Raw genomic sequence first — 19,611 nt, 5'->3', positions numbered from 1 at the left:
ATGCCGCGACGCCATGGAGGGGTTAAGAGGAAAGTATGGCAACCATCCTCGTAGTGGACGACGAAATGGGAATCCGGGAATTGCTCTCGGAGATCCTGAGCGACGAAGGTCACGTGGTGGAAGTCGCGGAAAACGCCCAACAGGCCCGTGAATACCGTGCCGCCAATACGCCAGACCTGGTTCTGCTCGATATCTGGATGCCGGACACCGACGGCGTGACGCTGCTCAAGGAGTGGTCCTCCCAGGGCCAGCTCACCATGCCGGTGATCATGATGTCCGGGCACGCCACCATCGATACCGCCGTGGAAGCCACCAAGATCGGGGCGCTGAACTTCCTCGAAAAGCCGATCGCCTTGCAAAAATTGCTGTCGGCGGTGGAGCAGGGCCTCGCGCGGGGACAGGAGCGTCCGCGCGCCGCCGTCGCCAGCCCGGCGCCTGCGGCGGCAGCGGCCCAGCCGGCGGAAGCGGCGCCTGTGGAAACGGTCAATGGCGCCGCCCAGCGGCCGCCCGAAGCCGAAATGCAGTTCTCCTTCGACATGCCGCTGCGCGAAGCGCGGGACATGTTCGAGCGCGCCTACTTCGAGTACCACCTGGTGCGCGAGCACGGCAGCATGACGCGTGTCGCGGAGAAAACCGGCCTGGAACGGACTCACCTGTACCGCAAGCTCAAGCAGCTCGGGGTTGAACTGAGCCGCAACAAGCCCGAGCCCGCCGAGCAATAAACGCGAAGAGGGACTTGACCGGCGGTTCGCCGGTTGATATAGTTTCGCTTCTTTGGCCCGGTAGCTCAGTCGGTAGAGCAGAGGATTGAAAATCCTTGTGTCGGCGGTTCGATTCCGTCCCAGGCCACCAGTATTCGACGCCCAACCTTTACCGGTTGGGCGTTTTGCTTTGTGCTGCATCAACGCACTAAGGGTCCGCGCGGTACGGATCAATGGCGAGCAGAGTTGTCTCGCCGAGCCTGAACCGCCAGGACCACAAGCTTGTTGCCCTTCTGACCGACGAAGCGCATGACGCCGCCCGGTCTGGCGTCCGGGAAGGCCAGCCATTTATCGCTCTGGCACACAAGTTGTATCCCCTCCTCGGATTCCAGCGACTCCTGCCTCCGGAGGGACACTCATGCAAGCAAGGTACTTCACACCCTTGAACAGCGGCGGGTTTGGCGGCGGCGCGCCTTATCCTCGGCGTTTCGACTGGGCCGGCTACACGCTGGGCTTTGCGCTCAGCGGATTCTTCGACGGCATCCTTCTGCATCAGATCCTGCAATGGCATCACCTGCTGTCGGCGATCGACAGCGGGGCGTTCGGGGACTTGCGTGTGCAGGTGATGGCGGACGGGCTGTTCCATGCGCTGATGTATGTGATCGCGGCCGTGGGGTTGTGGCTGCTGTACCGCTCGCGCGAAGCCATGGCGCTGCCCGGCGGCAATCGACGGTTGCTGGCCAACTTCTGGATCGGCTTTGGCGTCTGGCATGCGGTCGATGCGATCTTCTCGCACTGGCTTACCGGCATTCACCGCATCCGCATGGACTCGCCCAATCCGCTGGCGTGGGATCTTGCCTGGCTGATCCTGTTCGGCCTGATTCCGCTGGTGGCGGGTATCCGGATGCGGCGGCGGTCTTCCAGCGGGGCAGGCGCGGGCGGCGGGGGAGCGGGCATTGCGGCCAGTTGGGTGGCGCTGGTGCTGACCACCGGCGCGCTGCTGGGGGCCGCGCTGAACGCCTGGCCCTTGCGTGACTATCCGGATGGTTCCGTGACGGTGGTGCTGGGGCCCGGCGCGAATGCCGGCGGGCTCTTCCGCGCGCTGGAAGGCACCGATGCCCGCGTGGCGTGGACGGATGCGGGTGGCGGAGTCTGGGTGCTGACTTCCGCCCAGCAGGTGGATCGCCTGGCGCTGTACCGGCACGGTGCGATATACGTGAGCGGCACCGTGGCGCCGGCTGGCTGCTCGGCATGGGTCAGTGCCGGCACGTCGTCGTTACCCGCGGACAGGCTGCTCTCCACATAGGCGGCCCAGCCCACTCTCCGGCTTCGCCAAGCCGCGCTCGCCGCCTAGACTGAACGCACGCCGCCTGCCCCGGCGGCGCACGGACGGACCCACGACGATGGCTGTGCTGACCTTTGCGCCCGCGATCCAGCGGCATGTCCCGATGCCGGAGCTGACGGTCTCGGCGGGCACGGTACGGGAGATGCTCGATATCGCCTTTGCCGGGCAACCGCAGTTGCGCGGCTATATCGTGGACGACCAGGGGAGCCTGCGCCGCCATGTGGCGATCTTTGTCGACGGCACGATGATTCGCGACCGCGAGCGGATGTCTGACGCGGTGCGCGACGGCAGCCGCGTCTATGTCGTGCAGGCCCTCTCCGGCGGATAGAACGCGCGGGCAACGACAGGAGACGCACGATGGAGAACCGACTGCTGGTCGCGACCCGCAAGGGCCTGCTCGTCTGGGAGCGCACTGCGCGCGATCGGTGGCGTCAGAGCGAGGTCCATTTCCTTGGCGAGCCGGTGAGCATGGTGCTGGCGGGTCCCCGGGACGGCTCGCTCTATGCCGCATTGAATCTGGGCCATTTCGGCGTGAAGCTGTGGCGGCGTGCGCGGGATCGCGCGGGTGAGGGCGGCTGGACCGCTTGCGGCGTACCGGTCTATCCGCCGCGGCCCGCGGGCCAGGCTACGGCGGCAACGGACATGGCCGATGTCGGTCCCGGCGACGCAGCCGGCGAAACGCCGCCGGCTCGCCAAGCGCCGTGGTCGCTGCAACAGATCTGGTCGCTGGAAGCTGGCGGCCGCGACGAGCCCGGCGTGTTGTGGGCCGGCACCATCCCGGGCGGCTTGTTCCGCTCGGACGATGGCGGTGCCAGCTGGGCGCTGAACCGGCCGCTGTGGGACCGTCCCGAACGTGCCGAGTGGTTCGGCGGCGGCTACGATGACCCGGGTATCCATTCGATCTGCGTGGATCCGCGCGACAGCCGGCACGTGACAGTGGCGGTGTCCTGCGGCGGCGTCTGGCAGACGCGCGACGGCGGCCAGAGCTGGAATGGCACGACGCGCGGCATGGTGGCGCCCTATATGCCGCCGGAGCGGGCGGAAGATCCGGTCATCCAGGATCCGCACAGGATGGTCAGTTGTGCGGACCGCCCGGATGCGCTGTGGATCCAGCACCATGGCGGCATTTACCGTTCCATGGATGGCGGCGAACGGTGGGAGGCACGCCACGCCTCGCCCTCCAGCTTCGGCTTCGCGGCCGCGGTGCATCCGCACGATCCGGACACCGCCTGGTTCGTGCCCGCGGTCAAGGACGAATGCCGGGTGCCGGTCGACGGACAGCTGGCCGTGACGCGCACGCGGGATGGCGGCGACACCTTCACGGCCTTCTCCGACGGGTTGCCGCCCTCGCCAGGCTACGACCTGGTGTACCGCCACGGCCTGGCGGTCGACGAAGGCGGCGAGCGGCTGGCGATGGGTTCGACGACCGGCGGGCTCTGGGTCTCGGAGCAGGGGGGCGAGCGCTGGAGCTGTGTCTCGGCGCACCTGCCGCCGGTGTATTGCGTCCGGTTCGGCTGACACGCGCTGGCGGCCGCGCTGGCACCGCGCTGGCAGCAGCGGTGACAGCTGGTCACCAGCGGCGATTGAGCTGGATGCCGAAGATGGAGCCGGAAGCCTGCGAAGCCCAGGCGTTGGCCGGCGCGGCGAAGGTGATGCCATCGACGTCGTTGGCGCGGCTGTAGGTATAGAAGGCCCGCAGGTTGGCGTTGCCCGCCGCCTTGCCCAACGTGAAGGTCGGGGCGACCGTCAGCGCCGTCCGCTGGCCGCTGACGCCGAAGCCCGACTCGATCTGGTCGTGGGCCACTTCGAAGGAGAGCCGGAACTGGTTGCTCGCCACGTAGGCGGGCCGCACGCGCGCCGTCATCCATTGCAGCGTGCCGAGCATCGACCGGTCGAACTGCACGGCGGACTCGACCGAGCCGACCAGGCCGCCGCGCCCCTTCCACTCCATCGATTCGGCCAGCCGTACCCGTGACAGCGAGTCGCCCATGCCGGTGTAACCCGTCATCGCCACGCGACTGCCGCTGCCATATTGCAGGCCGAACCGGTTGGTGCCGGCCAGCACGCCCTTCTGCTCGTGCATGGCAGAGGCCCACCAGGCATCGCCGGCCGCCTCGGCCAGCGCGTTGGCTTCGACCCGGGTGAAGCCGAGTTGCAGGCTGCCGCCCTCGTTGACCGGAATCGGCCCCGTGCGCACCGAATGGTAGCTGGGCAGGTGCTGTCCATTGGTATCGTCGCGCGCGGTGAACTGGTAGCTCAGGCCCACGCCGGCGAGGCGGGCATTGTCGACGCCGAAACGCAGCGCATTGGTGGTCGGGGGCAGCAGACCGGACGAGAGCAGGAAGGGCGACGCTTCCCGGCGGCCTGCCCACATGGTCGCGCCCTCCAGCGCCGCCAGTCCGCTGACGGCAGTGTAGAACTGCGGCACCAGCTGGTAGGGATCGACCGCGGCAGGGCGGCCGTCGACGGTGGTGGCACCGGTGCTGCGGGCTTGCGCCACCACTTCGATCGCCGCACCGCCGTCCAGCTGCCACAGCGCTTCGCGCACCTTGACCTCGCCGCTGCTGCTGCAGGCAACGCCCGGTCCAACCCCCGTGGACAGGCTGCTGCCGCGGGGGCAGGCGCGTAGCGCGTGAATGTTGTCGACGTATGCCGCGCGGCCGCTGTAGGTCAGGCGCCACACCGACTCTTCGGCTGGATCGTCGGTGGGCAGGATCGAGGCAAAGACCGGAGGCACGTCCTCGGTCATCGCGGTGGCGCGCTCGCCATCGTTGACCGGTGCCACCCGTTCCGCCGCAGGAAATTCGCCCAGGCGCTGCGGGAACAGCACGATGGGCGCGGGGGCGGGCGGGAGCGGCTCGGGCGGACCGGCAAGCCCGGTTTCCAGCTCGCCGAGCACCGCCTGCTCGGGTGTATCGGCCACCGGCTCGGCCAGGATTTCGGCAACCGGCGCCGCGGGAACCGGGCCGGCGGTCGGGGTTTGCAGAGCGATCTCGGTCGGCCCTTGCAAGGAGCTATCGGAGGCTCGGTCGGGGGCGCCGGCGGCGGCCCCGGCGGCGGGTCCGTCCCCTGCCGTATCGGCCTTGCCCAGCAGCCCTGCCAGCGGGTCGTCCTGCGCCTTGCTGCTGTCCGCGTCCTGCGGTGCGGCGCTAGCCGACTCCGGCAGCCCCGCAGCAGGAACCGCCGGAGCCGACGCGACCGGGCGCGGAGTGGCCGAGCCTGGCGTGGCGAGCGCAGGGGGGAAATCGGAAGCCGTCCCCGGGGCCACCGTTTCCTGCTGCACGCCGTCCGGCGTCAGCGTCTGCGCGCAGGCACTGACGCTCCAGATCCCGAGCACGGCCAGCCGCGCCCATCCCGGACGGCCCGGAAGCGGCGCGTGCGATGTCCGGCCGCGCCCCGGCGGGCGGCGGCCATCATGGCGGCGGGAGCGGAGGCGAAAGTACTGCACCAGCATGTCTCGCGACAGGACGTATCGATGGGTGGATCGGCTGAACGGGCCGGCATGCCGAGCATGGCGGCAAAACCTGGAAGGCACCAGGAGCGAGGGTTGTATCAGCCGGGCCTATTGGACCGCAAGACGGGTTACAAAATCCCTGCCGGTTGTTGCATTGCACACAAAGCGGTGTCAGTAGCGGGCACCGGGCGCGTTCAGGGAAAGCCCTAGTCGAAGTGTTGCGCAAAGCGCTTGCCTAGCGAAAACCCGGAGCCGCCCTTTCCTCCGTGGCGGAAAGCGCACCGCTATAATCGATCAGCCCAAGGAGACCACCCCCGCGCCGGTGCGACGCAGCATGCTGCGAGGGCCAAATCGATAATGCATAACGAGGAGAGTAGTCGATGGAACGTCGTTCGTTTCTGTTGAAGGCGTCCGCTGTGGCGGCGACAGGGGTCCTGACCGCTTGCGGCAAGGAAGAGCAGCCCAGCGCTCCGGCTGCCGCACCGGCAGCCAGCGGGGCGGCCGCCCCGGCTGTGGTCGGCAGCAATCCGGCAGTGGAATGGCGGCTTGCCTCCAGCTTCCCGAAATCCCTCGACACCATCTACGGCGGCGCGGAAACGCTGTCCGCGCGCGTGCGCGAGCTGACCGACGGCAAGTTCAATATCAAGGTGTTCGCCGCCGGTGAAATCGTGCCCGGCCTGCAGGTGCTGGACGCGGTGCAGAACAACACCGTGCAGATCGGCCACACCGCCGGTTACTACTACTTCGGCAAGAATCCGACGCTGTGTTTCGACACCACCATTCCGTTCGGCCTGACCGCCCGCCAGCAGAATGCCTGGATGGTCAATGGCAACGGCATGAAGCTGATGCGCGAGTTTTTCAAGGAATACAACGTCGTCAACTTCCTGGGCGGCAATACCAACGCGCAGATGGGCGGCTGGTTCCGCAAGGAGATTCGCACGGTGGCCGACCTGCAGGGCCTGAAGTACCGGGTCGCCGGCTTTGCGGGCGTGGTGCTGTCGCGCCTGGGCGTGGTGCCGCAGCAGATCGCCGGCGGCGACATCTACCCCGCGCTGGAGAAGGGCACCATCGACGCGGCGGAATGGGTCGGCCCCTATGACGACGAGAAGCTGGGCTTCTACAAGGTGGCGCCGTTCTATTACTACCCGGGCTGGTGGGAAGGCAGCGCGCAGCTGTCGTTCTACGCGTCGGCGAGCGAATACGAGAAGCTGCCGGCGCTGTACAAGCGCGCGCTGGAGACCGCTACCTACGAGGCCCACACCGCGATGATGGCCAAGTACGACACGGTGAACCCGCAGGCGCTGGCGCGGCTGCTGGAGAACGGCGTCAAGCTGCGCCCGTTCTCCCGGGAAATCATGGAGGCCTGCTTCAAGGCGACGCAGGAATCCTATGCCGAAGAAAGCGCCAAGAATCCGTCGTTCAAGAAGATCTTCGAAGACTGGCGCGTCTTCCGCAACAATCAGGCGGCGTGGTTCAACGTGGCGGAACAGGCGTTCGCGCAGTTCAGCTTCGCCCGCAAGCTGTAAAGCTCGCCACCCACCGCAGCGGCCGGGGCCAGCCCGGCCGCCGTTCTGCACGGGCGCTGGGCGCCCGGTAGAATCCTCGGCTCAGACAGGATTCTCCGCATGCAGACCGGCATCTTCTACGCCTTGATGGCGTACATCCTCTGGGGCCTTCTTCCCCTCTATATCAAGGCATTGCAGGGCATTGCCCCGCTGGAGATCCTGCTGCACCGGATGGTGTGGTCGCTGGTGTTTCTCGCCGCGATCCTGCTGGTGCGCCGCCACTGGCGCTGGCTCGGCAGCGTCTGGTCCGACCGCCGGCTGTTGCTGGGCTTTACCGCCAGCGCCGCGCTGTTGTGCGGCAACTGGTTCCTCTATATCTGGGCCGTCTCGGCCGGCCGCGTCGTCGACGCGAGCCTGGGGTACTTCATCAATCCGCTGCTGAGCGTGCTGCTTGGCGTGGTGTTCCTGCACGAGCGACTACGCGCTGGCCAATGGGTGGCGATCGGGCTGGCGGCGGCCGGCGTGGCCTGGCTGACTTTCGCCGCCGGACAGCTGCCGTGGATCGCGCTCGCGCTGGCAGCCACCTTTGGCGGCTACGGTCTGCTGCGCAAGACCGCATCCCTGGGCGCACTGGAAGGGCTGTCGCTGGAAACGCTGCTGCTGTTTCCGTTCGCCGTGGGAGCGCTGGGCTGGCTGATCGGCAACGACCAGTCGGGGTTTGTCCACGCCAGCCCCGCGGTGCAGGTGCTGGTGGCCATGGCGGGCCCCGTCACCGCCGTACCGCTGCTCTTCTTCGCGGCGGCCGCGCGCCGCATTCCGCTGTCGCTGCTCGGGCTGCTGCAATACACCGGGCCGACGCTGCAATTGCTGCTTGGCGTGTGGCTGTATCACGAGCCGTTTCCAGCCGACAAGCAGGCAGGCTACGCGATCATCTGGCTGGCCCTGGCCGTCTATGCGGTGGAAGGGTTCTGGATCGGCCGGCGCCGGCCCGCGGCCGCCATCGCCGAATAGCGCAGGCCATCATGATCGATCGCATCGATGGACGGCAGGCTGGATGTCGTCGTTAGCATTTATCCGCTGAATCGCCGTGCCGTCTCCGGAGCCCTCCTCCCTGCACGCCGACCCCGGCCAGGCGCCCACCCGCAAGATCATCCATTGCGATTGCGACTGCTTCTATGCGTCCGTGGAAATGCGCGACGACCCGTCGCTGCGGGGCCGTCCGCTCGCCATCGGCGGCAGTCCCGAGCGGCGCGGCGTGATTGCCACGTGCAACTACGAGGCCCGCGCCTTCGGCGTGCGCTCGGCGATGTCCTCGGCGCAGGCGCTCAAGCGTTGCCCGGCCCTGCTGATCATGCCGCCGCGGATGGACAAGTATCGCGAGGTTTCGCGGCGCATCTTTGGCATCTATCGCGAGTACACCGCGCTGGTCGAGCCCCTGTCGCTCGATGAAGCCTACCTGGACGTCAGCGGCAGCTCCCGCCATCAGGGCAGCGCGACGCGGATCGCGGAAGAAATCCGCCAGCGAGTGCGCGACGAAGTGGGGGTGACCGTCTCGGCCGGCGTCGGGCCCAACAAGTTCATTGCCAAGATCGCCAGCGACTGGAACAAACCGGACGGGCTGTTCGTGGTCCGGCCAGGCGCGGTCGATGCCTTCGTCGCGGCGTTGCCGGTCGAGCGCATCCATGGTGTGGGCCGGGTCACCGCGGGCAAGCTCAGGCAGCTGGGCGTCACGACCTGCGCCGACCTGCGCGACTGGACGCCGGACCGGTTTCACAAGCACTTCGGCAGTTTCGGCGCGCGGCTCTACAACCTTTGCCGTGGCATCGACGAGCGCCAGGTGAGCCCGGAGCGCGAGCGCAAGTCGATCAGCGTCGAAGAAACCTATGCGGAAGACTTGCCGGATCTGAATGCTTGCCTGGACGAGCTCGATCCGCTGATGCAGTTGCTGGACGCGCGCATCGAGCGGGCAGGCGCCCGCGACTGGGTGCGCAAGCTCTTCATCAAGCTGCGCTTCACCGACTTTCGCACCACCACCGTGGAGTGTCGTGGCCATCGGCCCCAGCGCGAGATCTACGCCAGGCTGCTGGCGGCCGGCCACGCGCGGCGCGGATTGCCGGTGCGGCTGATCGGACTGGGCGTGGGGACCGCCGAACCCGATACCACCCAGGGCGACCTGTTCGAGACCAGCCCGCAGCCGGACATCGACGACGCGGTAGCGGAAAGACGTTAGGCGCCCATCGCCTCAGGGCAACTGGTTGCGCATCACCAGCAGCCAGGGCGCGTGCGAGTTGGTGAAGCCGTCCAGCGTCCCCGACTCGCCCAGCTCGACCAGCTCCATCGACACCGACTGCTGCACATTGCCGCCGATGGCCTTCACCGTGCGGGTGGCTTCGTCCACCTCGACGACGATGTCGCAGTGCATGGGCGTGGTGCCAAAGCCGATCTCGGAAGGGCTGGACAGGTATTTGTCGCGGCCGCGCCCGGCGCAGATCATGTCGCCGGGGCGCGGCAGCGCCGGCACCGGCTCGACCCGAAACGCCGGGGCCGGCAGGATGCCGTCACGCGCATCCACCACATACATCGAATGGGACTCGCCGGTCAGGAACTGGCTCTCGTCCAGTCCCGCCTGGCGCAACACCCACGAGATGAACACGGCCGACCATGCCCAGCGGCCCTGGGTAATCTGCTCGCAGTCCACTTCCTTGCCGACGATCGCCCAGTATCGCTGCGCCAGCGCGCAACCCTGGGCAGTGGCCTCCATGCCGGTGCCATCGGGAAACTGCACGCAGTTGGCTCCAGCGACGCCCTGCGATTCGTCGATATCGGCCGAATTGCCCGGCCCCGTCCCGGGTATCGCGGCGGAAGAGGCGGACGGCAGCGTGTTGTCCGGTGCCGGCAGCCCCTGCAACACGTTGGCGATTGGATCGAGCGGCAGCGGCACGGGCGGCGGCGGCAGAGGACTGCTGACGACACAGGCGGTATCGTCGCGACCGATGCGCACCGTCTGGCCGCCCCAGCGTTGCCACTCATCCAGGGCGATGCGCACGATCCGCTCGCGCGACGACGGTGGCGCCGCCGGCTGCGACGAAACGGGCGCCGGTTCCGTCGCCATGGGCAAGGGCACGGCCTGCGGGCGGGCGGTCTCAGGCGCGGTGCGAGGCGGCGTTGCGCACCCGGCCAGCACGGCGGCGAGTCCCAGCGCCAATAGCGCCGCCGGCACACCGGCGATCCGGTTGCCAATTGACCTGGTCCCGGCTCTCGCCCGCTCGGTCCTCGCTTGCATCGGCACACGGCTCCTGTTCATGGTGGTTATCGCAAAGTTGGTGGCCGTACGGTGCGGCCATCCGATTGAAGATCGTCGCTCTATTTGTCGCGGCGATCGGGAAGTGGTTCTCGGTTTACCCGGGAGCGTGCGCATTTCGGCCGCCTGCGGCATGCAAGCCGCCGGTTTACCAGGGGGACGGTCGAGCGGCGCCTCATCCATATGGACGTATACGCGCCCTGTGGAAAAAAGGGGAAAACCGGTGTGAACAACATTGTGGACATCCGCCCTTTCCCCATAGCGCCGGCGCGGCGTGGCGGGTGGCGGCAAGCACCATATGGTTGCTGCGCCGACAGCCGTCAGCCACGGCTGCATGGGGCATGGCGCGGATTCGGGTTCGCTGGAGGGGTGCACCGGAGCAGCGGGTTAACGCGGCGAGCGCCGCGGGGCGCTTTCGGTGGATAACGTTGACGGACGGTTGCGCTGCGGCGGGTCCGGATTGTGGATAAGAATGATTTCCCCGCGGTGCCTGGCGCCGGTATGGCATCCCAGGCGGTGGCACGGCGGGGCGATGCGTCGGGGTCGGCGCGGACCGCCCGGACTTACTGGTTCACTGCGTCCTTGAACTTCTGGCCAGCCTTGAACTTGATCGTCTTCGCGGCTTCGACCTTGATTTCTTCGCCGGTGCGCGGGTTGCGGGCCATGCGCTCGCCACGTTCGCCCTGGCTGAAGGTGCCAAAGCCGATCAGGCTCAGCGTCTCGCCCTTGGCAACGGCATCCATGATGGCGTTCAGGGTCACATTCAGCGCTTGCTCGGCCTTGGCCTTGGTCAGGCCGTCGACACCTGCCGCGATCGCGTCGATCAGTTCGGTTTTCGTCATGCTTCACTCCGTATCGAGTTGATAAAACAAACGCCTTCTTCATCGGTATGCCGGCCTGCAGGAGCAGGCGCTCACCAAGGAAAAGGCGCTGCGGGCGACATCATACCGTGTGGCGCCTGGGTTTCCGCCGGCAAGATTGTTACAGCAAGAACCGGGAAGGCCAGTGTGGAGGCGGGCTGGCGGGCATTCGGAGCGTCGGCGGGGCTGGCATCGCGCGGCCGATCGCCCTCGGCCGATGAGGCTATTTCTTCACACGAAGTCGCCGGGTGGCAGCAGGAGGCGTCTGGAGCCTTGCAGAGGCGGTGGAGGGTCGAGAAGGGGCAGGGGACGCAGTGGGCGTATACGGGCGCTCCTGCGGGCGTATACGGCCCTTGAGGCGGCATGGACAGGGGTGGAGGGGGATACGGCAAGCCGGGGCCGTATACCTGCCTGGTTCGCGTATACCCCTGTGTCGCCTCACGCAGAGCCCAGTCGGGGGGCAGTCAGGGTTGCCGGGGGATACGGGGTATACAGGGCTGGGTGTTTTTTCGAGGGCGTCCCTGATCCCTTTGGTTTAGATATGTCTTTGTATGTATACGAATAGTAGTAGTAGGTAAACCTGCCGGCCTTCTGTGGAAAACCACGTATACGTGAATCGAATCAAGACCTTGCAGCAAGCAGAACCGACGGGAGGGAGTGTTGGCGGAGGTGGAAGACTAGACCGTCGGGATGAGCGTCCCCTCGCAAGGGGTAGGACTTGTTCCCGGTACATCCCCATGCCAGCCCCAGGCAACCCACAGCAAACCCGAGGGCTTATCCACAGTAAACGTCCGCCTTGTCCACAGTGACGGACCTATCCCCCTCCTTGGGGGTCAACTGGCTGGATGGGCTTCCGACGACCGTGAAGGCTCCCGGCGTTGCCGGCCGCGGGCTTCAATGAGAGCATTACCGGTTACCCCGCGTGTCCTCGCAGGCATTGGCACGGTTATCATCGCCAGGCATGCTGGCGCGGGCCGGCGTGGAGGCAAACGAGCCGTGGTGGCGCGGTAAACAGAGAGCGCAGAGAGCGATATGGCCGAACAGTCGAAGGGCAGCAACGCGAAGGTGGGGAAGGGCGACAAGCGCCCGAAGACAGAGAAGGCGGAGAGGGCGGAGAAGGCGGAGAAGGCGGAGAAGGGAAAGGCCCGGTCGAAGCCGGAGAAGGTCCTCGCCGACACGGGGAAGTCCGCAGCCCGGCCGAAAGACAAGACGAAAGAGAAGGCGAAAGACAAGGGAAAGGACAAGCCGAAGACCAGGGTGGCGGCGCGCGACCTGATCGAGGTGCGCAAGTCCCCCGTCCATGGCCGCGGCGTCTATGCCATCGCGCCGATCGCCGAGGGGCAACGCATCATCGAGTACAAGGGCGAACGCATCTCCTGGCAGACCGCCCTGGACCGGCACCCGCACGATCCCAAGGATCCGAATCACACCTTCTACTTCTCGCTGGAAGATGGCGACGTGCTCGACGCCAAGCACGGCGGCAACCGCTCGCGCTGGATCAACCACGCCTGCGAGCCGAACTGCGAGGCGCGCGAGAAGGAAGGCCGGGTCTTCGTCCATGCGCTGCGCGATATCGCGCCGGGCGAGGAACTGTTCTACGACTACGGCCTGGTGATCGACGCTCGCTACACCAGGAAGCTGAAGGAAGAGTTCGCCTGCCGCTGCGGCAGTCCCAAGTGCCGCGGCAGCATGCTGGCCCCCAAGGGTCGTCGCTGATCGAGCGGCGGCGCCCAGTGCAGGTTCAGGAGGCGCCCGGGGCTTCGCACGGGATGCGAATGACGAAACGCATGGCCGGGCGCTCGCGCTCGTCCTCGGGCAGCACGTCTTCGATGGCGATGCTGCCGTGATGCAGGCTGATGATTTCGTGGACGATGGCAAGCCCCAGGCCCGCTCCGCCGGGCGCGCTGTCACCCGGCGCGCCGGCGATCTGGCCGGGCATATGGTCGCCACGGAAGAAGCGCTTGAAGACTTCCTGCCGGCGTGCCGGCGGAATGCCGGGACCGTTGTCCTCGATCATCACCACCGCCATGCCGCGATGGCCGATCGCTTCGCCGCCGGCGCGTACCGTGATGCGCCCGCCCGGAGGCACGTACTTGACGGCGTTGTCGATCAGGTTGCTCAGTGCCTCGCGCACCAGCACCCGGTTGCCGCGCACGACCGAAGGCGCCGCGCCGGTAAAGGTTGGCCCGGGCAGCGTTTCGAAGCCCAGGTCGATGCGGCGCTCGAGTGCCTGGGGCACCCATTCCGCACCGGTTTCGAAGGCAAGCGTCGCCAGATCGAAATGTTCGACCGGCCCGAGCCTTTCCAGCGACAGGCCCGGTTCGGCCCGGGCCAGCGACAGCAGCTGGTTGGATAGCCGCACCGCCCGGTCTGCCGCCGACTGCAATTCGCGCAACGCGTGGCGCGCGCCTTCGGGGGACTGCGATTGCACTGCCCGGTCGGCATGCAGCTTGACCGCGGTCAGCGGGGTGCGCAGCTGGTGGGCGGCGTCGGCGATGAACTTGCGCTGTGCATCGAGCGCATCGCGCAGCCGGGCGAGCAGCGCATTGAGCGCGCGGATCAGCGGCTCGACCTCGGCCGGCACCTGCGTTTCGTCCAGCGACGCGAGCGAGCGCGCGGTCTGCCGGTTCAGCTTGTCGGTGAGGATTTGCAGCGGGACCAGCTCTTCCTTCAGCACATGCGACAGGATCAGGCTGCCCACCAGCAGCAGCAGGATCAGCGGCACCGATACCGACAGCAGGATCTCGTTGGCGGCGGTTTCGCGGCGGTCCAGCAGTTCGGCCACCTCCACTACCACCGGCCCGCGCATGGCAGAGGCGGCTGGGGTGGCTCGCGCCGTGACGCCCGCGTCGGCCGGGTCGGCCGGGTTGGATGAATCGGTCGGATTGGCCGAATCGATTGAATCGGCGGCGTGGGTTGCCGGCACCGGATCCAGGTACACGGGCAGCCGCACCGCTCGTACCTGGCGCCCGCCGAACCAGGCATAGAACAGCCGGGCATCGTGCAGCGCGGTCTGGCCGGTGCCGTAGCCCAGCCAGGTGTCCATGCCTCCGATCAGTCCTTCGGGGCCATGGATGCGCCAGTAGATGCGGTCACTGCCCTCGGCTTCGACCAGGGTCTGGGCAATCCCCGGAATATCGTGCTCCAGCCGGGGACCGGCGATGCGGATCTGCTGCGCGATATTGTTGGCAACGCCGTACAGCGCGCGGTCGAAGACCTGGGTGGTGTAGTGCGCCGCCAGCCAATAGGACAGCGAGCCGCTGGTCAGCACGAGCGCGAACAGCGGAGTGGCCAGCGCGCGCAACAGGTGCACGCGCAGGCTTTGCGTGGATGCCGGACGGACACTCTGGCCGCCGCTGCTGGCATCGTCGCGCAGGCTGCGCATGGCGAGCTGGGGCCGGCGCTTGTCCACTGCCAGGATCAGGCTTGCGCCCGGCTCTGCAGCAGATAGCCGAAGCCGCGCACGGTGACGATCTCGACGTCGCTGTCTTCGAGTTTCTTGCGCACCCGGTGCACATAGACCTCGATGGCGGTATCGCCGACGGTATCGCCGCCATCGCCGGCCGGGTGGGCAAAGGTGGCCAGATGGTCCTGCAGCTGGGCCTTGCTGACGACGCGCCCCTGTCGCTGCAGCAGCAGTTCGAGCACGGCGAATTCGCGCGGCGAGAGTTCCAGCGGCTTGCCATCGAGGAACATGCGGCGGTCGTTGCCCGACAGCCGCAGGCCGCCCAGGCGGATATCGCGCTCGGGCGCCGCCTCGCCGTGCTGGCTGCGCCGCAGCAGCACTCGCACCCGCGCTTCCAGTTCGGGGAAGGCGAACGGCTTGACGAGATAGTCGTCCGCGCCCGCGTTCAGCCCGGACAGCTTGTCCTCGAGCTCGTCGCGCGCCGTCAGGATCAGGACCGGAGTAGTGCGATTGCGGGCACGGTATCGGCTCAGCAACGTCATGCCATCGATGCCGGGCAGCCCGAGGTCGAGGATGACCAGATCGTGCTGCTCCCGCAGTAGATGTTCGGTGGCATAGACGCCGTCGTGGACGACCCGCACCTGGTGACCGGCCTGGAACAGGCCTGCCTCGACGCCGCTGGCGATCTGGCGGTCGTCTTCGATCAGCAGGATACGCATGCGAACAGGTGCTCTCGAGTGGCGGGGAAGGGAAAGGGGCGAAAACTGCACCGGTGTTGGTGCGCCGCATGGCGACAGTACCCGGACGTCAGCCGCCGGCCCGTCGCTTGCGCGTTGGCGCAACGACCGATTGTAACTCGCAGTTTTCCTTGCTTCCTTTCGTTTCCTTTACACGGTTGCCACCCGTTCTGCCGGGCTGGTCAGCGCGTGAGGCCGGCGGCCGCCTCTTCGATAAAGCGCGCCAGGTCGGTATCGCGCGTGGTCAGTCCATGGGCGTCGTGCGTGGTCAGCGTGATATCGACGCGGTTATAGACATTGGCCCATTCGGGATGGTGATTCATCTTCTCGGCCTGCAGCGCGACCCGGCTCATGAAGCCGAACGCGGCGTTGAAATCGGCGAAGACGAAGCGTTTGTGAATGGCATCGCGGCCGGTAACGGCGGACCAGCCCGGAAGCGCCGCCAGCAGCGGCGCCCGATCCTGTTCGGTGAGCGGGGCGAGTGTCGTCATGATTGCGGTCAGCACGAAAGGTTGAGGAACGGCGCAAGCCGGGCGGGATTGCGCCCGCTTGCGGCGGTCATTCGATTGTTTCACAGCGGCGCGGGACCGGACACCCCGCCCGGTCCTGCACGCATCAGATATCGGCGCTGTCGGCCCAGCCCGCGCGGTCGCCTTGCTGCAGCACGACGTCCGAGGGGATCAGTTCGCCGGCGCCCAGGGTCGGCATGTCCCCCAGCTCGGCGTACAGCGGGCCGAAGTCGGGGCGGGTGGCGTCGAACAGCTGCTCGAAACCGTCGATGACGAAGTACGTCTTCTGGAAGGTGTCGATCCGATAGCGGGTACGCATGATGCGGCGCACGTCGAAGCCGACCCGGTTCGGGCTGGAGGAGTCGAGGCTGTAGATCGACTCGCCCTGGCTGGAGACGATGCCCGCGCCGTAGATGCGCAGGCCCGCGTCGGTGCGGATCAGGCCGAATTCGACCGTGTACCAGTAGAGCCGCGCCAGCATGTCGAGGGCGCCCAGCCTGGCGGCCTTCAGCCCGCCCTTGCCGTAGGCCTGCATGTAGTCGGCGAAGACCGGATCGATCAGCAGTGGCACGTGGCCGAAGACGTCATGGAAGCAGTCGGGTTCCTGCAGGTAGTCCAGCTGCTCGGGCTTGCGCATCCACCAGCTCGCCGGGAAGCGCCGGTTGGCCAGATGCTCGAAGAAGACCTCGTCGGGCACCAGGCCCGGCACGGCGACGATGCGCCAGCCGGTGGCGCGCATCAGCCGTTCGTTCAGACGCTCGAAGTCCGGAACCCGGTCCTCCCCCATGCCCAGCGTGTCCAGCCCGCGCAGGAATTCGTCGCAAACCCGGCCCCGCAGCATCTGCGCCTGGCGCCGGTACAGCTGGCGCCAGATCGCATGGTCGGTCTCGGTATAGCGATGTACCGGCTGCGCGATGGTGAAATCGGGCCGCAGCGAGGCGTCGGCCAGCAGGCCCGCTTCGAACTGCTCGCGCAGCTTGTCGGTCATCGTGCCATTGAAGGCGGCGCCTTGCGCCTGCTCCACCAATTCCATGCTTGCCTCCTCGTCACCCTGGCGCTCCATCGAAATATGCGCCGGTCGAATCGTTGCACGGAGAGAAGAACTCCTCTCCATCGATCAGAAGAATTCTGCCGCGTGCTGCTCGTGTGCCGCCATCGAGGCAGGGCAGATGCGGCGTTCATGCAAATTCTATCGATGCCGCTGCGCGAACGGCCCGCAATATTGGGTTGGATTGCGGCTGGAATGCGGTTAAGCTGCAATTCCTTGCAAAACGATGCGTGAAAGCCGCACAAGACAGAATGGCTGCGAAGGACACCCTCTCCCTGGACAATTTCGATCTCGCCTTGCTGGCGGCGCTGCAAGCCGACGGGCGCTCGACGCATCAGCAACTGGCCGACGAGGTGCATCTGTCCGCCAGCCAGGTGGGACGGCGGCTGGCAAGGCTCGAGAGTGAAGGCGTGATCACGGGATACCGGGTAGTGTTGTCGCCACCGGCGCTCGGTCTGGGTGTGCTGGTATTCACCAGTGTCAAGCTGGCCCACCATGGCGATACCGTTGTGGAGCGCTTTCGCGACGAGATCCTGCTACTGGAGGAGGTGCAGGAGTGTTATTCGGTCGCAGGCGAGGCGGACTATCTGCTGCGCATCGTGGTGCCGGACCTGCCGGCGCTGGCCGATTTCACCATGCGCAAGCTGATGCGCGTGCCGGGCGTCGAGAGCGTGCGCTCGAATATCGTGCTGACGGCGCTCAAGCGGGAGGGGACGCTGCCGCTTGGCCATCTACGCTGAGCGGACTGTCAGGGCGCGGCTGGCATGGGAGCGCTTGCACCCGACGCTTGCCTCCAACCTTGCCACCGTGTCACGCTAGCCGTTATGAGCCGATCCCAGCACAGCGTCGATGGCGGCCTGTGCTGCAGGCGAATCGACCACGGAAAAGAGAACCGGGAAGGGCGCACAAGCGCCACCTGCAGGATAAACGCGATGATCGGCATGTTGACCCGGCAGCGGTGGCGGATGCCGGAAGCGGTACGGGAATGGTGGATTGCGGGGGCGCTGGCCGGCCTCGCCTATGGAGCGCTGCTGACCAGCCTGACGCTGGAATTGCCGCCGGGGGCGCCGCTGAATGGACGGGTTGCCTGGCAGCCGCTGTGGAAGGCGGCCATGGCACTGTTGCTCGCACGCGCTGCCTGGCGGCATCCGGTCGCGCGCGAGCGGCGCTGGCTGCTGCTGGCGCTCGGCACTTGCGCACTGGGGGACATGCTGCTGGCGGTGCCGTGGCTCTCGTTCTCGTTCAAGGCCGGGCTCGGCGCGTATCTGGTCGCCCAGCTTGCCTATCTCTTCGTCCTGTTGCCATTGGCGGGCGACTTCCGCCCGCATCGGCTGTTTGGCTGCGGGCTGGTGATCGGCGCCACCGGCACGCTGCTGGGACGGATCTGGCCGAATCTGGGCGACCTGGCCACCCCGGTCGCTGCCTATGCCGCCACCGCTGCCACCATGGCGTGCATGGCGCTGCTGGCGCGACTGCCCACGCCGTTTGCCGCGCTGGGCGGGCTGTGTTTCCTGCTGTCCGACGCGCTGATCGGCACGGCGCGTTTCCTCTCGCCGTTCGAGCGCTATGAACTGGCGATCTGGTGGACCTATGCCGGCGCGCAGGTCCTGCTGGTTGGCGGTCTGCTGACCGGCAGGCAGCGATAGCGGGGCCTTGACCATGGCTGAATGACAAGACGCCCTGACGACTCTCTGGAGATCCATCGATGACATTGGGCAATACGCACGAGCGCGCCGCGGACCCGGCTGGGAAGGCGCCGGCATTGCTGGATGCCGACGCCACCGCGCAACGGCTGCCCTATCCGGAACTGGCCCTGGCCATCGAATCGATGCTCGCGGAACTGCGCGAGGGCACCGCCAGCGCGCCGGCCAGGATCGCGCTGCCGGTCGGTTCGCCCGAGGCGGGGGAAGGGACGCTGCTTGTCATGCCTGCCCGCAACGCCGCGTTGGCCATGACCAAGAACATCACCGTGCATCCCGGCAATCCCATGCGCGGGTTGCCGAGCATCCTGGGCGAGGTGGTCGTCGCGGACGCCCATACCGGACGCAGGCTGGCGTGGCTGGACGGGCCGACGGTCACGGGTCGGCGCACCGCGGCCGTGTCCCTGCTTGCCGCGCAGCGCTTTGCCGCGCGCGCCGATGGCGAATTGCTGATCGTCGGCGCCGGCGTGCAGGCGCGCACCCACCTGGAAGCGTTCGCTGCCGGCTTGCCCCTGCGCCGGGTCTGGCTGCACAGCCGTACCCGAAGCGGCGCCGAGGCGCTGGCAGACCATGCGCGAACGCTGGATCTGCAGGCCGAGGTGGTGGATGCGGTGGCCCAGGTCCTGCCTCGGGTGTCGATGATCGTGACCGTGACGTCGAGCCGGGTGCCGGTGCTACCGGACCTCGATTCCGGCCTTTGGCGCGACCATCACTTCATTGCGGCCGTCGGCGCCTTCCGGCCCGAGATGGCCGAACTGCCCCCGCAGCTGTGCCGCCATGCCGCCAGCGCGGGCCGTCTGCTCGCCGACACGCTTGCCGGGATCGAGGACGAGGCGGGCGATCTGCTGCAGGCTGGCATCGACTGGCACGATGTGCAGCCATTCCAGCAGGCGATCCTGCGCGCCGAGGCGTTGCGGACGGGAAGCGGTTCGCCGCTGGTGTTCAAGAGCGTCGGCTACGCGTTATGGGACCTGGCCGCGTGCACGCTGGCGGTCCGTGGTCTGTGACGGCTTTCGCGTTGCCGCTGCATGCATCGGTCCTCCCC

At 67.3% G+C, this 19,611-nt stretch carries 18 protein-coding genes and 1 tRNA gene; 12 read left to right on the top strand and 7 right to left on the bottom strand.

The features are described from left to right. The first annotated feature begins 35 nt into the window (after nucleotides 1-35). From K6V06_RS11910 to K6V06_RS11890, 5 genes are all read left to right on the top strand, one after another. Nucleotides 36-722, top strand: coding sequence for a response regulator (locus tag K6V06_RS11910; protein ID WP_222243651.1), 687 nt, complete (start codon nucleotides 36-38; stop codon nucleotides 720-722). A gap of 54 nt (nucleotides 723-776) precedes the next feature. Next, nucleotides 777-852, top strand: a tRNA-Phe gene (locus tag K6V06_RS11905). Between the two features lie 267 nt (nucleotides 853-1,119). Continuing rightward, nucleotides 1,120-2,007, top strand: a complete 888-nt coding sequence (locus K6V06_RS11900; RefSeq protein ID WP_222243649.1) for a DUF2243 domain-containing protein — start codon at nucleotides 1,120-1,122, stop codon at nucleotides 2,005-2,007. A gap of 97 nt (nucleotides 2,008-2,104) precedes the next feature. Next, complete coding sequence (locus tag K6V06_RS11895; protein WP_222243647.1) at nucleotides 2,105-2,374, top strand: MoaD/ThiS family protein; 270 nt, start codon at nucleotides 2,105-2,107, stop codon at nucleotides 2,372-2,374. 29 nt (nucleotides 2,375-2,403) lie between these two features. Then, a complete protein-coding gene (locus K6V06_RS11890) occupies nucleotides 2,404-3,564 on the top strand; it encodes an exo-alpha-sialidase (RefSeq protein WP_222243645.1) in 1,161 nt (386 codons plus the stop codon). A 52-nt stretch (nucleotides 3,565-3,616) separates the two neighbouring features. On the opposite strand, the gene K6V06_RS11885 is transcribed toward K6V06_RS11890, so the two are convergent. Next, nucleotides 3,617-5,383: a carbohydrate porin gene (locus K6V06_RS11885; protein ID WP_370637455.1), complete on the bottom strand. Its 1,767-nt coding sequence runs from the start codon at nucleotides 5,381-5,383 to the stop codon at nucleotides 3,617-3,619. 497 nt (nucleotides 5,384-5,880) lie between these two features. On the opposite strand from K6V06_RS11885, the gene K6V06_RS11880 reads away from it, so the two are divergent. The 3 genes from K6V06_RS11880 (at nucleotide 5,881) to dinB (ending at nucleotide 9,235) form a co-directional block, all read left to right on the top strand. After that, a complete protein-coding gene (locus K6V06_RS11880; protein WP_222243643.1) occupies nucleotides 5,881-7,026 on the top strand; it encodes a TRAP transporter substrate-binding protein in 1,146 nt (381 codons plus the stop codon). Between the two features lie 99 nt (nucleotides 7,027-7,125). After that, the gene (gene rarD / locus K6V06_RS11875; protein ID WP_222243641.1) at nucleotides 7,126-8,016 is read left to right on the top strand and encodes an EamA family transporter RarD; all 891 of its coding nucleotides are present in this window, start codon (nucleotides 7,126-7,128) and stop codon (nucleotides 8,014-8,016) included. Between the two features lie 76 nt (nucleotides 8,017-8,092). After that, nucleotides 8,093-9,235, top strand: coding sequence for a DNA polymerase IV (dinB, locus tag K6V06_RS11870; RefSeq protein WP_370637454.1), 1,143 nt, complete (start codon nucleotides 8,093-8,095; stop codon nucleotides 9,233-9,235). 12 nt (nucleotides 9,236-9,247) lie between these two features. Here the strand turns inward: dinB and K6V06_RS11865 are convergent, their stop codons facing one another. Beyond that, on the bottom strand, nucleotides 9,248-10,288 hold the full coding sequence (locus tag K6V06_RS11865; protein WP_222243640.1) for a DUF2272 domain-containing protein: 1,041 nt from the start codon (nucleotides 10,286-10,288) through the stop codon (nucleotides 9,248-9,250). A gap of 581 nt (nucleotides 10,289-10,869) precedes the next feature. Then, a complete protein-coding gene (locus K6V06_RS11860; RefSeq protein ID WP_222243639.1) occupies nucleotides 10,870-11,148 on the bottom strand; it encodes an HU family DNA-binding protein in 279 nt (92 codons plus the stop codon). 1,275 nt (nucleotides 11,149-12,423) lie between these two features. Between K6V06_RS11860 and K6V06_RS11855 the strand changes: the two genes are divergently transcribed. Further along, entirely contained in the window at nucleotides 12,424-12,882 is a 459-nt protein-coding gene (locus K6V06_RS11855) for an SET domain-containing protein-lysine N-methyltransferase (RefSeq protein WP_222243793.1), read from the top strand. Between the two features lie 25 nt (nucleotides 12,883-12,907). Here K6V06_RS11855 and K6V06_RS11850 read toward each other — a convergent pair whose 3' ends face one another. The 4 genes from K6V06_RS11850 to phhA all read right to left on the bottom strand — a co-directional run bounded on the left by K6V06_RS11850 (nucleotide 12,908) and on the right by phhA (nucleotide 16,851). Beyond that, nucleotides 12,908-14,551, bottom strand: a complete 1,644-nt coding sequence (locus tag K6V06_RS11850) for a sensor histidine kinase (RefSeq protein ID WP_222243638.1) — start codon at nucleotides 14,549-14,551, stop codon at nucleotides 12,908-12,910. A gap of 35 nt (nucleotides 14,552-14,586) precedes the next feature. Then, entirely contained in the window at nucleotides 14,587-15,291 is a 705-nt protein-coding gene (locus K6V06_RS11845) for a response regulator transcription factor (protein ID WP_222243637.1), read from the bottom strand. Between the two features lie 200 nt (nucleotides 15,292-15,491). Next, on the bottom strand, nucleotides 15,492-15,800 hold the full coding sequence (locus K6V06_RS11840) for a 4a-hydroxytetrahydrobiopterin dehydratase (protein WP_222243636.1): 309 nt from the start codon (nucleotides 15,798-15,800) through the stop codon (nucleotides 15,492-15,494). 124 nt (nucleotides 15,801-15,924) lie between these two features. After that, nucleotides 15,925-16,851: a phenylalanine 4-monooxygenase gene (phhA, locus tag K6V06_RS11835; RefSeq protein ID WP_222243635.1), complete on the bottom strand. Its 927-nt coding sequence runs from the start codon at nucleotides 16,849-16,851 to the stop codon at nucleotides 15,925-15,927. 266 nt (nucleotides 16,852-17,117) lie between these two features. Here phhA and K6V06_RS11830 point away from each other — a divergent pair, with 266 nt between their 5' ends. From K6V06_RS11830 to K6V06_RS11820, 3 genes are all read left to right on the top strand, one after another. Next, the gene (locus K6V06_RS11830) at nucleotides 17,118-17,606 is read left to right on the top strand and encodes an Lrp/AsnC family transcriptional regulator (RefSeq protein WP_222243634.1); all 489 of its coding nucleotides are present in this window, start codon (nucleotides 17,118-17,120) and stop codon (nucleotides 17,604-17,606) included. 192 nt (nucleotides 17,607-17,798) lie between these two features. Continuing rightward, nucleotides 17,799-18,512 carry a lysoplasmalogenase gene (locus tag K6V06_RS11825; protein ID WP_222243633.1) on the top strand — a complete coding sequence of 238 codons (714 nt, stop codon included), beginning with the start codon at nucleotides 17,799-17,801 and terminating at the stop codon, nucleotides 18,510-18,512. A gap of 59 nt (nucleotides 18,513-18,571) precedes the next feature. Next, the gene (locus K6V06_RS11820; RefSeq protein ID WP_222243631.1) at nucleotides 18,572-19,573 is read left to right on the top strand and encodes a delta(1)-pyrroline-2-carboxylate reductase family protein; all 1,002 of its coding nucleotides are present in this window, start codon (nucleotides 18,572-18,574) and stop codon (nucleotides 19,571-19,573) included. Nucleotides 19,574-19,611 lie beyond the last annotated feature (38 nt).

The sequence above is a fragment of the Cupriavidus sp. AU9028 genome, from assembly GCF_019795295.1.
In the GTDB taxonomy this organism is placed as follows: Bacteria; Pseudomonadota; Gammaproteobacteria; order Burkholderiales; family Burkholderiaceae; genus Cupriavidus.
The sequence above is the reverse complement of the archived record's forward strand: the minus strand, read 5'-3'. Positions and strand labels throughout refer to the sequence as shown.

What these genes read in the sequence shown, in the direction of transcription:
- K6V06_RS11880 (WP_222243643.1), top strand. Translation starts at nt 5,881, where the DNA reads ATGGAACGTCGTTCGTTTCTGTTGAAGGCGTCCGCTGTGGCGGCGACA.
- K6V06_RS11845 (WP_222243637.1), bottom strand. Translation starts at nt 15,291, where the DNA reads ATGCGTATCCTGCTGATCGAAGACGACCGCCAGATCGCCAGCGGCGTC.
- K6V06_RS11840 (WP_222243636.1), bottom strand. Translation starts at nt 15,800, where the DNA reads ATGACGACACTCGCCCCGCTCACCGAACAGGATCGGGCGCCGCTGCTG.
- rarD (WP_222243641.1), top strand. Translation starts at nt 7,126, where the DNA reads ATGCAGACCGGCATCTTCTACGCCTTGATGGCGTACATCCTCTGGGGC.
- K6V06_RS11820 (WP_222243631.1), top strand. Translation starts at nt 18,572, where the DNA reads ATGACATTGGGCAATACGCACGAGCGCGCCGCGGACCCGGCTGGGAAG.
- K6V06_RS11910 (WP_222243651.1), top strand. Translation starts at nt 36, where the DNA reads ATGGCAACCATCCTCGTAGTGGACGACGAAATGGGAATCCGGGAATTG.
- K6V06_RS11900 (WP_222243649.1), top strand. Translation starts at nt 1,120, where the DNA reads ATGCAAGCAAGGTACTTCACACCCTTGAACAGCGGCGGGTTTGGCGGC.
- K6V06_RS11825 (WP_222243633.1), top strand. Translation starts at nt 17,799, where the DNA reads ATGATCGGCATGTTGACCCGGCAGCGGTGGCGGATGCCGGAAGCGGTA.
- K6V06_RS11860 (WP_222243639.1), bottom strand. Translation starts at nt 11,148, where the DNA reads ATGACGAAAACCGAACTGATCGACGCGATCGCGGCAGGTGTCGACGGC.
- K6V06_RS11830 (WP_222243634.1), top strand. Translation starts at nt 17,118, where the DNA reads ATGGCTGCGAAGGACACCCTCTCCCTGGACAATTTCGATCTCGCCTTG.
- K6V06_RS11895 (WP_222243647.1), top strand. Translation starts at nt 2,105, where the DNA reads ATGGCTGTGCTGACCTTTGCGCCCGCGATCCAGCGGCATGTCCCGATG.
- phhA (WP_222243635.1), bottom strand. Translation starts at nt 16,851, where the DNA reads ATGGAATTGGTGGAGCAGGCGCAAGGCGCCGCCTTCAATGGCACGATG.
- K6V06_RS11850 (WP_222243638.1), bottom strand. Translation starts at nt 14,551, where the DNA reads ATGCGCAGCCTGCGCGACGATGCCAGCAGCGGCGGCCAGAGTGTCCGT.
- K6V06_RS11890 (WP_222243645.1), top strand. Translation starts at nt 2,404, where the DNA reads ATGGAGAACCGACTGCTGGTCGCGACCCGCAAGGGCCTGCTCGTCTGG.
- K6V06_RS11865 (WP_222243640.1), bottom strand. Translation starts at nt 10,288, where the DNA reads ATGCAAGCGAGGACCGAGCGGGCGAGAGCCGGGACCAGGTCAATTGGC.